Source organism: Loigolactobacillus iwatensis (assembly GCF_003950295.1).
Classification (GTDB): domain Bacteria; phylum Bacillota; class Bacilli; order Lactobacillales; family Lactobacillaceae; genus Loigolactobacillus; species Loigolactobacillus iwatensis.
In genome coordinates, this window is record NZ_RHNP01000013.1 from 14085 (window position 1) to 29545 (window position 15461).

A 15461-nucleotide genomic window follows, 5' to 3' on the forward strand; every position below is an offset into this window, starting at 1 on the left:
TTAGTCTTCCTTCCTCTGCCGTTTTTCAGCCGCCAACATAGCCACAACATCCTCTGGCTGGAGTGTATTTAATTGGTGGTAATTATTTTCCGGTAGCATAGCGTCAAATTGGAAAATTGACTTATACGGTGAGTACTGTAAGGCAGTATGATTATCTGGCCACTTAACCGGATTTAATTTTAAATCCCCATTAAAAATACCCTGTGCCGCCTGTCTAATTAACGTCTCGTTATGCTGAAGTAGCAACTCTAACTCACTTTCAGTAACCAGGTTACTTTGGTGAGGACTATAGCCGCCACTTGCCTTTTTATAAAGCGGGTAAACCTGTGAGTAGCCACTCTTTTCATCAGCTAAATCTTGATCCAAATTATCAAGCAACGTTAAATCATTTAATAAAATCCCATCATATTTATTGGTTGCTAGTAATGCATCATCAAACCCTTTGCTAAGTACGTCCTTTAGCTTTAACTTAGGATTCTGTAAATGCATGTATAGTGCCCCAGCCAGCTTTACCGCGTTACCACCGGCCAATTGACCCACATTCTTTTTCATTGCGTCTAAATAGGTTAACATCTGCAAGGCCAGTCCATAGTAAGCATCGCTGAAACTAAACTTATGCTCACTAGATTTATAATCCACAATTCCTAAATAACGTTCTTGGCCAACAACCAATTGATCAATGCGATCAATCTTCCCTCGAACGTGAACCGCACGTCCCTGTGGCAGATTAAAGTCTAATGATTTCAGTCCTTCTTTGCTACCGACATGGCCAAATAAAACTTCCGTTCGTAGTGGCGCCATCCGTGATTTTTGGCCCTGATGTTGCAGCGCATGACTCATTTGTTTAACCGTTCCGGCCAGTTGCCGAGCAATATAGGCCATCCGGTTAGAACTATTTAAAATCTGAAATTGGGGCAACTCGCGCATTTCGTTTAAAATATGATCTACTAAGTGATCGATTTCCGTTAGTTTTAATTCGGCGATCGTTCGCCCATCGGCCTGTACTTGACGTAATAAATGATCCAACGCCATATGGTAAAATTCTCCCGTACTAGCCGGTGACAGTTCGAAAACATCACGCTCACGTAATTTTAAACCGTACTTTAGAAAATAAGCGTATTCATTTTGATAAAATTCCTCGAGCTTTGAAATGGATGTATTAATCGATTTACCATACAAACTGGTAACAATGTCAGGCTTTAATTGCACTGGAATATTCCGATAATTCAAACTGGCCATTAGTTTTGCCGTCAGCTGTTGATAATTAGGATCTTGACGTAATAGGCGGTAAACGTAAAGCCAAGCCACTGGCAGCTCTTTCTTCTGCGCAATTGCATCTCGACTGATTTGAATTAAATTAGTCAAAGCACTTCGCTTCGAGCCTACATACGTTGCAATTTTATTTGCCGTCAACTGCGGGCACGTCGGGCAATACTGCCAAGTTAAATGAAAATAGCGCCGAATTCGTTCAACGTATGGCGACGGCTGTAATGAAGCACCATCATCCGCCGTCATAGGGTAAGTAAAAATAAGCCGCTCTTTCCCGCTCAAAAACGCTAAATAATTAAGGTACGGTTCAAAGGCCATCTGGGCCAACGCGCCATCTGGTAAATAATGTTCCGCCGGTAGTGTCGCGGTTAGCTTTTCTTGATCACTGTCTGAAAGCAATTGGTTTTCACCTATTCGGTCAGGCATGACCAAATTAGTGGCGCCAATCATAAAAATTACTTTACGCTCATCAGTTTGAACAATCCCCGTTTCCGAAACTAGCACCTGATCCAAAGTTGATGGAATTTGTGAATAACTGGCGCCCTGAAATCCAGCCTGAAAGAGCGCCAAAAAATTGGTACTATCAAAGTCACTATCGCCTAAAATTGTGACGTATTCATCCAACATACTGCAGAAAGTCTGCCAAGTTTGTTCTGGTTGTGCTGCGGCCGTTAAATTACCACGTTCAACCGCCTGATCACGCCAATTTAATAGTTGATCAGGTACGCCCCATTTGACTAAAAACTGATAAATTGCCACAACGGCCTGGCTCCCAGTTTTAACGTAATCTAACTTTTTAAAAAGCGGTGGTAAACTTTGCTTAATAAAATTCCGAATAATGTTAACTTGCTTAGTTATCACTTGATCACGGTCCGAGACGGTTCCAAAATCTTGCTCATCAAAGCGGTAGTACTGCCAGTCGTCTTTACGTAACCATTGTTTTCCGGTAAAGCCAAACTTCAACACCATATTTTCGGTTAAATCAACGGCCTGCCGAAAATCTTCGAGTGCCATTGTTTTACCCTGAACCTTAGGTAAAAAAAGCTCTGTTTTTAATAAACGCATCATATCCTGATAACGATAAAAATGATCTTTAACTGCAAACAGCGCATTAATTAATTCAACTAAAGGATGATCAACCATGCTGTGTTGTAAATCATCAAAGTAAGGAATTTGCTGCTTTTGAAAAATTGGTGCCAAAATTGTTTCGTAAGCATCTAAATGCCGTGTTAACACCAAAAAATCCCGGTAGTGGTAACCCTCTAGCGCAACCATTTGCCGAATTTTAGTCGCAACACGCATAACTTCTGCATACCGAGTGTCAGTACACATTAATTGGAGCGTGGTCGCTTGCGTTAGGGTTTCACTTTGAATATTCCCGCCGTTGGTTGACTGAATCCAATAATTTTCTAATTGTTGTAAGCCCGCACTCACCCGCGGCTGTTGAGCCCGCAAATCCGTCGCAATTGGAATATGAAAACGGCGTGCAGTTTGATAGAGTTGGTGGTAAACCTTACCTGATTGAAAAAAGAGATTTTCTAAAGTGGGCAATTCATTAGTATAGGCTTGATCAAGGGTTAAACTAACCGTTACTTTAGCCGCGTGTGTCAACAAGGTTGTTAGTAAACGATATTCTTGAGCCGATAATTGTGCAAAGCCTTCAATGTAAAAATAACTGTGACTTAAATCTTCCTGGGCCAAATAGTCACTTAAAGCGTTGAGTAAATCTGTATTTGCAACGTACCGGCCAGCCATCGCTGCATCAAACGCCTGATAGATTACCGCTAAATCGGCCACTTTAGCCGCAATATCTGCCTTAGGATCTAATTTTTCGCCGATTGCTTGTAGATCTTCGCTAGTAACACAGCCAGTTTTTAAGTTCATTAACTGATCAACCAATTGGGCAATGAAACCTGGCTGCGTTAACTCGCCCCGAAAAATTGTTAGTTCGGCCGCATGCTGCGTAACAGTTTGATACATCAGCATATTCAATCCAGCCTTATCTAACCTTGGCAATTGATAATAAGGTGTGTTCTTCATGAAATACCAAGCCAACCGTGAAAACGAAAAGACCTGTACGTTTTGTTCAGCGTAAACCATTGAAGTCTTAGCTTGCCGCTGCTGTAACGCATTTAAAATGGCAACTTCTGAACTAAACTTGATGTGGTTAGGAATCAAATAAAAAAAATGGCCCTCTGGATCAGCATCTAACTGCCGACCCAACTGTGCTAACATCACTCTTCGGTGGTCTTGGCTGGCCTTTCCAATTACAAACTGTAAGCTCATCGTCAACTTCCTTTCATAAAGTGTTTGAAAAAGCGCCCGGGTTCTACGCCACAAATACAATTACAGGACCCACAATTATGCTTTCCAAGCTAATTTGTCTAAGCGCGCCAGTCATTGCAAAAATTAGCCAAACAAAATATGGCGGGTACAGTAATCTACTTTTTCACACACGTTTAAATCGGTTTGGAAAATACGATTAAACTACCTTCCTGCTTACTTTAATTTTACCATAAAACTTAGTATAATCCTCGTTTGCTTTGAACGTATGTTTGCTTTTGATTTTTAAAATAATGGTAGTAAATTTGCAAGCGTAACGCAAATTTACTACCACTATTTTTAAAGATAACTCATTCATTTAATTAAACTACACAAACAAATCTCCAGAATATTACCTTGCACTATAAATTATCGCCTGGCTCAAAAGTAATCGGTGATAAGTTTAACGATTGCTTGACTAATGAGTCCATTAATAATTTAGTGTTTTTAGTAATTTTAGCTGCCGCTAACTCATTTTGTTGCGTTAAATAATCGGTTAATTTGGCCCCACTTAGCTCAGCTGCCTGTTGGTCAGTTAACTCAACGGCATTCCGTACTTGCGCTTGGCAAGCATCGCGATACTCATTAATTTGCTCAACAAAATCATGATAGTGAGGTTCAACTAGGACGCCCAATGACTTATAAAGCCAGTAAGCATTGTCTAAATCAACCGCTTTAGTCGTATTGCGATAATTTTCTGGCGTATCATTAATGTTAGTGAAGAACGGCACGTACGGGCTGTATGCAAAAAAGCCCATCGCTATCCACTGAATACCGGCGTACTCCGGCGCCACATGGTTACGAATCTGTAAAATATGTGACACTTGATTACGATCTAACGCAATTGAACGGAAAGTTGTTTTCTGTTCTTTTGTTCCTTTTCCAAAAGGATCATACGGTGTTTCTTGATAATGCGAACTCAAAAAGTACTGTAAATCCTCCACTGCTAATTTACGGTCAGCGTGTTGGATAAACGGAATTTCTTGACTCGTTGGCTCTTGTTCAACACTCGGTGTAAATAAGCGCTGACCATACCAAGCTCGAGGCGTATTATAATGGGCATCACTTTCAGTGTGTGTTCCAAAAATTTGCCGATAATTAAAGTGCCCTGGATGAGCATTTAAATGATGATCGGCAACAAATTTAGCCAAATCAGTTGACCACATAAACTGTTCTGGTTGGTCAAAATCAATTTCCTGAATATTAATCTGATTAGGGGCAATGGCGTAAGCGTCATCAGGAATTCGTTGGGCAATCCAATGGTGCCCACCTGCTGTTTCCATGTACCAAACCTCATCATGATCAGAAAAAGCAATTCCGTTACTTTCACCTGTTCCGTATTTTTCAATTAAATCGCCTAATCGTTGAACACCAGCGCGGGCCGAGTCAATGTATGGTAAAACAAGCGTCGTCATTGCCTCTTCATTAAGCCCATTCAGAACCAGTGGATCAAAACCTAATACCCGGGGGTTTGTAAAAGTTGTCTCCGTTGCGGACATAGCAACGTTCTTTTCGTTAATCCCGGCTTCTTCATAAAAGCCATCGTTGGGCCGATAATTAGGCTCTGCTGTGTAACGGTAAGCGTGCGCCGGTAACGGCACAACCATCCCAGTTTCTGGAGAAGTAAACACTTCACCCTTTGAAGCTCTTGCGGCATGTACAACGAATTTTTTTGGATTGATTGGTCCGTATCCATCCTCGTTTCTGGCAATCATAGTTGAACCATCGAGACTTGCCTTTTTTCCGACCAAAATGGCAGTACACGATGAGTGTTTAGTTGACATTTTGCCACTCCCTTTCATACTTTAAGTTTAGTCGTTTGCCAAAAACAACGCAATAGTGGTGGGAGCGTTTAGATTTTGAACATTAGTCCAAAGCACGTTCAGAAATACTTCTTTTAACCTACTAAAAAAGCACAGTTACCCCTACCTAATCGTGGCGTAACAGCACCCAATAAATTTATTATTTTTATGATGCCACTAACGACGTTCTTACCCGACCTATCATTCCGGTAAAATCAGGGTGCTTTTGCACAAAAACAGCCAGATTTCGTTCAGGCAAATCCGTTAGCGGAATAGTCTTGTATAGCGTTGGATCAATTGTCGCGTAGGCTAACACTTTTTGATTGTTCGTCAAAACAACCTGAATGGCCGCGGCCAAACTAACCGCCCGCACCAAATAAACTTCCCCCACACGGACCGTCAAACGGTAAATTGGTACACCAACGTTTTGTTGTTGCCGCGGTCGGCGACTACGCCTAATTGAGCCGATTTTTTCAGAATTTTTTAATTCTTGAGCCAAATCCGTCGTAATTTCATGAACCACTTTTATTTCATGACAAATTGCACAATTGGCCGGCCGGCTTCCTGCTTCGTGGTCAGCAACATGTTGTGTATAAAGGTCCGCTAAATAAATCAACATTTTTCGTTGTTTTTCCTTCAACAATTGTCGTTCTGTTTCCAACAATATCACCTACAATCAAAAGAAAAATTATATTTATTACATTTATATTACAATAGTATTACGACAAAGTCAAAAAATAGCAGGCTAAACCCAGAATTAAACCCGGTTTAACTTGCTATTTATGAAAAATGATTATTTAAATTAAAAAAGTAACTGGGCAGCTACTTTGCCACAAGAACGGCCATCGTACACAAAATTAAGAAACTGGGACAAAAATTCTAGCCTCTTATTGTTTCCAAACACTCCCTAGTTTATAAAACATGGACACCAAATGATGGCATAAAGTAATTTGAAATTGTCTCGATTTCAACGCTTTGTCCTGGTTGTGGTGCAGCAACATATTGATTATTTCCAATATAAATGCCTACATGGTAGGTTGCACCAACGCCACCCCAAAATACAAGGTCACCAGGTTGCATTTGATTAAGCGCAACTTGCTGGCCGGCGCTTTCCTGAGAAACCGTGTAATGATTCAGTTGAACCCCAGCCTGACTATAGGCGTAGGCAGTTAACCCTGAGCAATCTAGTCCCTGACCGGGTGTTACACCGCCCCAGACATAAGGAACACCAATCTGTGACTTAGCAGCAGCCACCACTTTTTGGGCCGCAGTTGTTGTTTGTTCAGTTGTCGTCGTTGTTTGCTTTTGATTAGTCGTTGTTGCTGCAGTTGGTTGTGCCGCTGTCTGCGCTGTCGTTACAGTAGGCTGATCATCAGTTGCCTTTAAGTACTTCGCCGGTACCCATTGATCGTTACCGATGTTATACCATTTTTCACCTAAGGCCTGTTTTGTGCCTTCAATATTAACGGATTGTCCTTCAACTAAATAGCGTAAGGGCCGTGGTGCATTTGAGTTGTTATCCCAAACAGTCGTCGCACCACCATGATATGTAACGGTCCCCTTGGTTGCAGCATCAGCACTTGTTGTCTGGATGCTCAATAACGTTACACCGGCAATTCCAACCACACCAGCCGTTATAACCTTCGTTAAATTCTTTTTTGCTGTCATAATATGTACCCCTCACTAAGAATGAACTTTCTAACTCCAACCACCACTATAACTGACCGAAATTACAGGCCTATGACTTGCATATGACAGCCCCATTACAAATGAAAAATATTAGACAAATATTTTTATTAATAGCGTTGTTAATAAGAATGGCTCTAGCAGTTTACTATGGCCAGCACTTTTCTAACATCATTACTTAACTTTGCGAATAACAATTTGAATCCAAGCGAAGGTCTGGCTTTTAGGCGCAACTTCTTGTATTATTAACATATTAGAAACAAAACCTAATTGAACAATAAAGGTGGCGATGAAATGCTGAGAAAAACTAAAAACTTTTTAAAGGCAAATGGCTTTCATTACAAAAAAAATTATGTATCGCCATTGATCGCACCTGAGAATTATTACGTCCTACGTTTCGGCAGAAATCATCTAAATAACCGTTATGTTGTTCAGTATAGTTACACTTGGACTGGACGAATGAAAATTAGTTCGATCAATTTGCGTTTACATGGTCAAAAACGACCACGAATTTTTAAAAATGAAACACAGCTACTTGCTTATTTACGTAAACACCTTAAATTATCTTAATTTTGGTGCTAAAAAATGTGGAGTACGAAACTTTCGGATAGCTATGAAAGTTTTCGTACTCCACATTTTATTTTGTTATTGATTAAAGCATATCCCAAATCAAAGCAACATCTGGCGAAACTGTATTTGCTGGTGCAACATCAAATCCCACTGCTTTACCAGTATCTAGCGAACCGCCAGCAACAGCCAATTGTTTCTTGTTTGAGAAGTCTTTAGTAACGGCGTCAGTTGCTGCGTCCAACGAATCAAATTGTGCATGATAAGTAGCACGCAAACCACCATTGAAATAAAAACTAACTTTATAATATCTGTTCATGACTTATCTTCCTCCATAACGGGCATTTCTTTATAGCATACACTACTAGATAATCTCCGCCAATCATTAAATGAAGCGCGTAACATCAGAGCGTGGTCTAAAAAACATTCAGATTCTACTTTGTAAATTCTAAGAGCAACCCTGCAAACTATTCTTTAAGAATTTGAAATCCGGCAAAAAAGTAACTCGTAGGCTTAGTTAAACTACGTATGATTGACGTTAGTGGGCCACCGTTCATGTTTATTCAGGTTGTAAAGCCAATCATCCTGACCATTATAAAATGACGCTATGCCTAAAAAAGCACACAAAATGGCAAACCAACTGCGAACATCTACAATTGGCATTAACGTAGGTAAAAGCCAGCCAATACCTAAAGCAACAATTAAGTTGAGTAGCCCGTTTATCCAACCACCAACACCAACAAAATCAAGTAAGAGCCCGTGACGCGATAACGTTTGATCGTTATTTTGCCGAGCAACAAGCCCAGCCGGCCACTGCCAGGCCAAGTTTATAACAAGTGCACCAAGCACAAAAACTATTGGCAGCCACCAAACCGTTGTATCTACGGACCAAAAATTATGGCGGTTGCCTAAGCGAATCGACTTGGATAACATAACAACCCAAAAGAAATCAAAAAAGATAATTGGTAAACAATAAATAAAACTAAACACAACCAATCGATTAAATTTGTTGCGTTGCTTAACCTCTACCACATTATGATCTTGTAGCATAACGTGCTTGCTTCGTTCTTTCACGCTCAATTTCATGTTGTTCATGGTAGATGGCCAATTTAAAGACGCCATGAATGGTTAGTGCGAGCGGTATTACGTGGATTAATGCCATTGGAATTAACAATTGTGGCTTTGTGACCAACGGTTTTAACCCTCTGGCCATATCAGCATGTTTGGAATGAAACTGTTTGTGTTTTAACATAAAATTTACCTCCTAAGAGCTTTAATGTTAATTTTGCGCAAGCGCTAAAATACTTATTCACGGAGGATGTCCATTCTCCTAACACGTACTTCGCATCCTGGAAACATGGCCCTCCTAAGAGCTTTAATGTTTATTTTTGCGCAAGCGCTAAAATTAATATCTACTTAGAGCAGTGATTAATGGATCAATTTTAGTTTAACACGTTCATAGACAAACAGTCGTATAAAACGTTGCTACAAATTAGGATCCATTTTAAAAACAAGCCTAGATAATTCAGCGCCTTGCGTTGTTAAATCGGCCAATAACTTTTTAGTGGCCTGATTATAATGGGCAGCAATTTCATGATTTTGTTGGGTTAAATAAACCGTCAATTCATCACCGGCTAAATTTTCTGCCTTCGCATCAACACTTGCTATTTTTGTACGAGCCCATTGTGATAACTCTTTTTGATAGTCTAGATCGGCCTGAATAAATTCGGCATAATGCGATTCAACGATCATTGCCAATGCCTCATACAGCCAATAAGCGCTGTCCAGTGACATCTCCTGGGGCAGCTTACGGTAAGATTCATCCGTGTCAGTTGCGTTGCTAAAAAAAGGAACGTGCGGACAGAAACTAGGAACGCCAAACCCAAGCCATTGCACACCGGCCGCCCCATTTTTACTGTTGTCACGCATCTGCAAGATATGAGAATTAGCAGTTCGCGATAATGAAATTGCCCGGTAAGTTTTTTTATCATGTTCACTACCATGACCTAGCGGATCGTATTTGGTTTCATTGTAATGTGATTTCAGAATATACTGAACATCTTCCACCGTAATCTTTCGGTTTGCTCGCCGAATAAATGGTAGATTGGGTGATTCTGGTTCTTGCTCAATTTCGGGATTCAAATAGCGCTGCGCAAACCAAACTCGTGGTGTGTTGTAGTGATGATCCTTTTCCGTATCCGTACCAAAAATATGTCGGAAATTCCACTGATCAGTATCTGGATTCAGTTGATTTTGCTCAACAAATTGTTGAATTCCATCAGCCCACATATAATTATTTGAATCAGAAAAATCAATCGCTTCAATCGCAATTTGATTTGCCGCCACAGCGTAACAATCATCAGGAATTCGAACAGCAACCCACTGATGACCGGTAACAATTTCCATATACCAAACCTCATCACTATCACTGAATTGCACACCGTTACCCTCTGCTGAACCGTATTTTTTTACTAACTCGCCTAGATAGCGAACACCCGCACGAGCCGAATCAATAAACGGTAGGACCAACGTTGTCATTGAGTCTTCGGCCAAACCATTTTCCACAAACGGATCATACGCTAAAACGCGCTCGTTTGCATAAACACTTTCCGTTGCACTTTCACCAACGTTTTTTTCGTTAAATCCATCTTCTTCGTTTGGCCCATCACTTTGATCGCCATTCGGTGTCGAAGTATAACGATAACCACGCTCAGGTAGCGGCACTGTTAAACCATTATAGGGTGAAGTGTAAATTTCCTGACGACCAGAAACAGCTGGCTGAACCAAAAATTTTTTGGGGTGAATCGCGATTAAACGATCCTCGTTACGCGAAATATAGGTTGCGCCATCAAGTGACGCCTTTTTGCCCACCATTATTGAGGTGCAGGCGGAAAGCTCAATTCTATCTGTCATCATTCAATCTCCTGTCACTATATTTTATTTACCACTCTAATTATGCGATATTTTTCGGATAAAAAGAGTAGCATTTACAGCGATAAGCCTTTGACTCCAAAAAGAGCCACACTCCATCACTGCGCAAATTTATTTCTAAGTAAACCCGATTGGCCTGCCATTAACAAATCTGAAGAACAGCATAGTGCGCTTAACTTACAAAAAAGTAGTTTTTGCGAAACGTATTAGTTTGTGTCTGAATGCTTTTTCAAACACGCTCTAGTTTAAGTCAATTAAAATCTTTTTTGCTTTCGGCTGAACATCTACGTTTTCAACAAAGCGACTTAACTCGGCGTGTAAACTTGCCATGCTTGGATTTTTTAAATGATAAGTTGTTTTCATTTTTTGAATAATGTCAGCGTTAAAATTATTATTTGTATCTAATTGATCAACAGCCGCATAGTGGCGGTTAACGTAGGCCGCAAAAAATTCAATCAAGCCATCTGGTGCTTCATCAAAATTGGAATCACCTGTCATCTGAATTTTAAACTCATTTGTTAACGGCTTACCATCAGCAGTTAACGTTTTTAATAATTGAAATAAAGTCAGCATTTTATTATCCCCTTAATTAAATAATGAATCTTCTTTCATTGTAGACCTTTTTACTGTTTATAAGTATTGAAAGCTTACAAAACGAATCACTAAAAAAAGAGGATAAAAAAAGGATCAGTAACGGGTACCAAAGATTAATCATTCAATCTTTGAAACCCACCTACTGACCCATTTTTTTGTTCCAATTTTGTTGAGCCTGGCCATAGAGGTGCTGTAATTGTAATTCATCTCCGGCCAACGAATAGCCTATAATCTGATCCATTTCTTGATCACTAAATAATTGAAAAGGTAACCTGAGTTGCTTTCGTAATTGACTAAAATTGGCCAAAATATCCGGTAACGTCAAATTAAACTCTGTCATTAATTGTTTTAAAACAACAACATAATAATCCTCAATTTTATAATAGGTTAGTCGATAATCTAAAACATCATGCTGCCGTAACAACTGTTCCAAGTTGAAATTTGGCTGTGCCATCGACAAACCTGCCAATTCAATGGCAATACTTTGCAGCAGGCCACTGAGTGCGCTTCCGTAACGCCGCCACTCATAATTATTTTGAAAGGTTAAGTGAGCAACTAAATAACGGCGACTCCAGTAACCAGTATCTGCCGCTTGTTCATCGGCCGCCACCAGCAGCTGCATAATCGTTTCTCTCTCAGATAGGCCTGAATGCGGTAACTTTATTAGCCCAGCCTGCTTATAATCAATAATCCCTGGTGCGTAATGATTATGAATAATTCGCAAATAACTGTTTTGCCTTAATATTTGCGCACCAAGCTCAGTCACCTGATAAAATTGTAATGAAAAAGTTTGGCCAATTAACCTAGGTTCACACTGTTGATTAATTCGCCTGACCAAATCTGCCTTGCGACCACTAATTTTTAACCCTTCAAAACGCAAAAATGTTTTTAACTGTGCAACTGTATAGTGTGGCAAAACAATCAGTGGATCCTTTGTTATAGTTAGATAGCCTTGTGTTACCAAATCCGCTAAGTAGGTCTTTGGATCTACACGATAATGTAGCCACCAAAACGGCTGATTAAGCTGATAATGACTGTTTTGATTATTTGCTAAACTCAAGGCTAGTATCTCCATTTTTGTTAACATCACAGTTCCCTTCTTTAACTGTTTCTAAACTACTCAGTGATAACCTAACTGTCAACTAAATAAAATAGAAGTCTGCTAAAAATTTTCAGAGATACAAATAGTAAGCGGCCAGGACTTTTATCCTGACCGCTCACTATTTTCGACCATTACTCTAGAACGTGCGCCAAAACCGAATTTTGTCCCACTCCCATCCAATTTTATAATAATTCACTTTTTAGTTAGTAATCGAAACCAAACGTGCTTGACGTTCTCGGGCCAGCCGCGCAGCAGTCTTTTCCTCTACCCGCAAGGATAATGCCGAGAAAATTACCATTGGTGCCGTTAAAAATGCTTCTAGGCCAAAAACCATAAAGGCCAAACCTTTCATCGATAAGTGTTGTTGGTCTAAAGCAACAATTTGCTCTTTTAAAGTTGACCAAAAGCTCTTCGTCTGCTGAGCTATATTACTAGGACGTCCAACGTTCCCAACATTGCCGGTTTGACCAACACGCCCAGTATTTCCAGAGTTTCCACTATTGCCATCGGATGGCTCGCTAAGTTCAATCATTGAATTAGCCGGTACTGCCGTGTTCGGACAAAAAGTATCAATTGCAACAAATTGAAACGCCAAAAATAGCAAGTAAATAAAAACCAAATTATGCCTAACATTCATCAGCCTAACCCCACATTTTCTCTTTAATTCAGTACTACAAATAAAGCGCATACATTAATGTACAAAAAAATAACCGCCTATTCGTGCTTTCAAAGAATATCCTAGCAAATAATTATGATAGAATGATTAAAAAATGATAAGAGCCGGTTCATTAAAGACTCTAGTCATCCATAAACAACTAAATTTTGCTTTTTTATTTAGTTGTGCTAAACTAATTTTATGCGATGAGTCGAGTAAACCAAACATTGGATAGTGATGTCTAGTGTTCCGCACAAGCGGCAGTCCGAGGGGACGATAACTACTTGTAGTTATTAGTGGTCATTCGATACAGGCCACCTCTTTTCGTTATAACGAGCAGCGACTTTTTGATTGTGGAGTCAATAAGTCATACAACTGTAGAGGCTTGGTCTGTGTTAAGCGGTCACTATGTGATCGCTTTTTTATTTTGCTGAATATTTTTAAAGTTGGCGTGTATTAAAAAATGTATTCTTGAAGCAACTCCCCCCGGTATTAGATTTTAGTCCAATACGGGGGTCCACTTCATGGCCACACTTTTTTTCATTTAAACGTTATATTTTTATAAATAACTAAAACGGCTAACGACAAATAACTTAATCTCTGGTACACTCGATGCTAGTTAATTAATAATATTACGAAAGTCCGAACTGGAGGGATCGCTTTTATGAGCGCTTTGATTGATTTTGTTTTACACATTGACAGCCACCTGATTACAATCGTTAACACATTTGGCAATTCTAGTTATTTTATTCTTTTTGCCATTATTTTTGTTGAAACTGGCGTTGTCATTCTTCCCTTCCTCCCTGGTGATTCACTGCTATTTGCCGCGGCCGCCCTTGCCGCCAACCCCATTTATCATTTAAATATCTGGGTATTTATCTTGCTATTTCTCATTGCCTGTATGGCAGGTGATTCTTCAAATTACTGGATTGGCCATAATGCAGAGCGACTCCTTTCTCGTTACAAGTGGTTCCGCCGTTTTATTAATGAGGACAGTCTAGCTAAGGGCCAAGAATTTTTTGAAAAGCACGGGGCCGTTTCAATTATCTTGGCTCGTTTTATGCCCATCATTCGGACCTTTGTTCCGTTTGTTGCTGCTGGTGCGGGCTTCCCTTACCGTAAATTTATTCGTTATAATTGGATTGCATGCATTGCCTGGGTTGCACTTTGTACCGGCGCCGGCTACTTCTTTGGTAACATTCCAGTTGTCAAAGAACACTTCTCGGCCGTTATTATTGGCATCATTGTGGTTTCCTTAATTCCAGCAGTTGTTGGCTTCATTAAGGGTAAAACATCTCCGAAAGAAAAAATTGATTAAAAATAATATACTTGGCGTTAAAAAAGTTTAATTAATACTAACTAAATTGAAAACTTGGATTAGTTTTACCTTCTAAAGGAACGATTTCATCTTGTTAATATCAGGATGAAATCGTTCCTTTATTTTACCTTATAATGGGTCAATTCATGATCTGCGCAAATAACATCAAATTTATTGATAAAGTGATATGGTTAAAAATTTATCTCACATCTTTGCAATAGATATAAAGGATTCCCCTATAGTTGACAAACTCACATTATTTCATTTGTCAACTATAGGGGAATTATATCAGCCACAGATATAACCTAATCTCTAATTATTTACAATCTAAGCAGTTAAAACAATTCTCCTAATAATTTGGCACCTGTAGTTGCGGCCGATTTTGCTGTTGATCAGCCTTGGGTATATTTTCCCGTAACAGATATTGGCCCATTACATTAACAATTTGTTTATTTTCTGGCAAGTCAGAATGATTAGTATTCGCACCCGTCACGATAATTTCGGTATAATTTGCTACTTGATTTTGAAAAATATACTTGCCACTATCAACACTTATAAAGGGAACAATTCCATCTCCTTTATAATTTTCAGTTCCTGCAATTGAATAGACTCTCATTTTTTTTGACAGTCTATTCCTATGTGCAATCAAGTCTTTCAACATTGGCGTTTTTTTGGACGTCTTTTTTTCTAAATTAAATGGTGTTGCAATTGTCATTAATCGATCAATTTTATTATTTTTCGGTAAATATTTTTCCAAAAAGAACGTCAAAACTAATCCACCATTGGAGTGCCCCATTCCAGAAAAATGATTAAAATGATACATCCTGGCTAATTTTTGGTAAGCAATGCTAAACCACTTGGCCTGTCGTTTGATATTAGCATAGCCATCGTGATTATCCTGAAAGCCTACCACAATAAATGGCCGTTTATCTCTAGGCTTTAAATGACCGCTGAATTTTAATTGACCATTAGTTTGTACGGTAACCTTTAAAAGACTGCGTTTTAAGCTACGTTTATTTAACAATATTACAAGAGAATCAAATCGATTTTGATTTGCTGAACTCCCTGGCACTAGGAAAATGGGATCCATCGGTGATTGAAAATGAGTTTGCTGTAAATCAATTGATTTCTTCTGCCATTGATATCCTGATACGCCAATAATCATTGTAAATAATACAAGCAATAATCCGTACCAAAAATTTTTTTCTTTCATAC

14 protein-coding genes are annotated in these 15461 nt (G+C 39.3%); 2 read left to right on the top strand and 12 right to left on the bottom strand.

Going from position 1 to position 15461, the window contains the following annotated elements:
- The 4 genes from EKM98_RS04850 to EKM98_RS04865 form a co-directional block, all read right to left on the bottom strand.
- Positions 1 to 3555, bottom strand: coding sequence for a PD-(D/E)XK nuclease family protein (locus EKM98_RS04850; protein ID WP_125980965.1), 3555 nt, complete (start codon positions 3553 to 3555; stop codon positions 1 to 3).
- Positions 3556 to 3953: 398 nt separating this feature from the next.
- Positions 3954 to 5375, bottom strand: a complete 1422-nt coding sequence (locus tag EKM98_RS04855; RefSeq protein ID WP_068222277.1) for a C69 family dipeptidase — start codon at positions 5373 to 5375, stop codon at positions 3954 to 3956.
- A 184-nt stretch (positions 5376 to 5559) separates the two neighbouring features.
- Positions 5560 to 6054 (bottom strand): hypothetical protein, encoded by a 495-nt coding sequence (locus tag EKM98_RS04860; protein WP_068222274.1) that lies wholly within the window; start codon positions 6052 to 6054, stop codon positions 5560 to 5562.
- A 251-nt stretch (positions 6055 to 6305) separates the two neighbouring features.
- Entirely contained in the window at positions 6306 to 7061 is a 756-nt protein-coding gene (locus EKM98_RS04865; protein WP_125980967.1) for a C40 family peptidase, read from the bottom strand.
- 312 nt (positions 7062 to 7373) lie between these two features.
- On the opposite strand from EKM98_RS04865, the gene EKM98_RS04870 reads away from it, so the two are divergent.
- On the top strand, positions 7374 to 7649 hold the full coding sequence (locus EKM98_RS04870) for a hypothetical protein (RefSeq protein ID WP_068222245.1): 276 nt from the start codon (positions 7374 to 7376) through the stop codon (positions 7647 to 7649).
- Positions 7650 to 7731: 82 nt separating this feature from the next.
- On the opposite strand, the gene EKM98_RS04875 is transcribed toward EKM98_RS04870, so the two are convergent.
- The 7 genes from EKM98_RS04875 to EKM98_RS04905 all read right to left on the bottom strand — a co-directional run bounded on the left by EKM98_RS04875 (position 7732) and on the right by EKM98_RS04905 (position 12910).
- Positions 7732 to 7965, bottom strand: a complete 234-nt coding sequence (locus EKM98_RS04875; protein WP_068222244.1) for a hypothetical protein — start codon at positions 7963 to 7965, stop codon at positions 7732 to 7734.
- 203 nt (positions 7966 to 8168) lie between these two features.
- Entirely contained in the window at positions 8169 to 8696 is a 528-nt protein-coding gene (locus EKM98_RS04880) for a hypothetical protein (RefSeq protein WP_068222241.1), read from the bottom strand.
- Entirely contained in the window at positions 8680 to 8898 is a 219-nt protein-coding gene (locus tag EKM98_RS04885) for a hypothetical protein (protein WP_068222237.1), read from the bottom strand. The genes EKM98_RS04880 and EKM98_RS04885 overlap by 17 nt, the downstream gene beginning before the upstream one ends.
- A 233-nt stretch (positions 8899 to 9131) precedes the next feature.
- Positions 9132 to 10559 carry a C69 family dipeptidase gene (locus tag EKM98_RS04890; RefSeq protein WP_068222234.1) on the bottom strand — a complete coding sequence of 476 codons (1428 nt, stop codon included), beginning with the start codon at positions 10557 to 10559 and terminating at the stop codon, positions 9132 to 9134.
- 258 nt (positions 10560 to 10817) lie between these two features.
- Positions 10818 to 11150, bottom strand: coding sequence for a hypothetical protein (locus EKM98_RS04895; RefSeq protein WP_068222231.1), 333 nt, complete (start codon positions 11148 to 11150; stop codon positions 10818 to 10820).
- Positions 11151 to 11310: 160 nt separating this feature from the next.
- Complete coding sequence (locus tag EKM98_RS04900) at positions 11311 to 12258, bottom strand: SAP domain-containing protein (RefSeq protein WP_125980968.1); 948 nt, start codon at positions 12256 to 12258, stop codon at positions 11311 to 11313.
- Between the two features lie 214 nt (positions 12259 to 12472).
- The gene (locus EKM98_RS04905) at positions 12473 to 12910 is read right to left on the bottom strand and encodes a hypothetical protein (RefSeq protein WP_125980971.1); all 438 of its coding nucleotides are present in this window, start codon (positions 12908 to 12910) and stop codon (positions 12473 to 12475) included.
- 682 nt (positions 12911 to 13592) lie between these two features.
- Here EKM98_RS04905 and EKM98_RS04910 point away from each other — a divergent pair.
- Positions 13593 to 14246, top strand: a complete 654-nt coding sequence (locus EKM98_RS04910) for a VTT domain-containing protein (protein ID WP_068222224.1) — start codon at positions 13593 to 13595, stop codon at positions 14244 to 14246.
- A 349-nt stretch (positions 14247 to 14595) separates the two neighbouring features.
- Here EKM98_RS04910 and EKM98_RS04915 read toward each other — a convergent pair whose 3' ends face one another.
- Positions 14596 to 15459 (bottom strand): alpha/beta hydrolase, encoded by an 864-nt coding sequence (locus tag EKM98_RS04915; RefSeq protein WP_125980973.1) that lies wholly within the window; start codon positions 15457 to 15459, stop codon positions 14596 to 14598.
- Positions 15460 to 15461 lie beyond the last annotated feature (2 nt).

Bases quoted from the DNA above. Each gene is read 5' to 3' on its own strand.
- EKM98_RS04900 (WP_125980968.1), bottom strand. From the start codon at position 12,258: ATGTTAACAAAAATGGAGATACTAGCCTTGAGTTTAGCAAATAATCAA.
- EKM98_RS04905 (WP_125980971.1), bottom strand. From the start codon at position 12,910: ATGAATGTTAGGCATAATTTGGTTTTTATTTACTTGCTATTTTTGGCG.
- EKM98_RS04850 (WP_125980965.1), bottom strand. From the start codon at position 3,555: ATGAGCTTACAGTTTGTAATTGGAAAGGCCAGCCAAGACCACCGAAGA.
- EKM98_RS04870 (WP_068222245.1), top strand. From the start codon at position 7,374: ATGCTGAGAAAAACTAAAAACTTTTTAAAGGCAAATGGCTTTCATTAC.
- EKM98_RS04915 (WP_125980973.1), bottom strand. From the start codon at position 15,459: ATGAAAGAAAAAAATTTTTGGTACGGATTATTGCTTGTATTATTTACA.
- EKM98_RS04875 (WP_068222244.1), bottom strand. From the start codon at position 7,965: ATGAACAGATATTATAAAGTTAGTTTTTATTTCAATGGTGGTTTGCGT.
- EKM98_RS04885 (WP_068222237.1), bottom strand. From the start codon at position 8,898: ATGTTAAAACACAAACAGTTTCATTCCAAACATGCTGATATGGCCAGA.
- EKM98_RS04910 (WP_068222224.1), top strand. From the start codon at position 13,593: ATGAGCGCTTTGATTGATTTTGTTTTACACATTGACAGCCACCTGATT.
- EKM98_RS04880 (WP_068222241.1), bottom strand. From the start codon at position 8,696: ATGCTACAAGATCATAATGTGGTAGAGGTTAAGCAACGCAACAAATTT.
- EKM98_RS04890 (WP_068222234.1), bottom strand. From the start codon at position 10,559: ATGACAGATAGAATTGAGCTTTCCGCCTGCACCTCAATAATGGTGGGC.
- EKM98_RS04895 (WP_068222231.1), bottom strand. From the start codon at position 11,150: ATGCTGACTTTATTTCAATTATTAAAAACGTTAACTGCTGATGGTAAG.
- EKM98_RS04855 (WP_068222277.1), bottom strand. From the start codon at position 5,375: ATGTCAACTAAACACTCATCGTGTACTGCCATTTTGGTCGGAAAAAAG.
- EKM98_RS04865 (WP_125980967.1), bottom strand. From the start codon at position 7,061: ATGACAGCAAAAAAGAATTTAACGAAGGTTATAACGGCTGGTGTGGTT.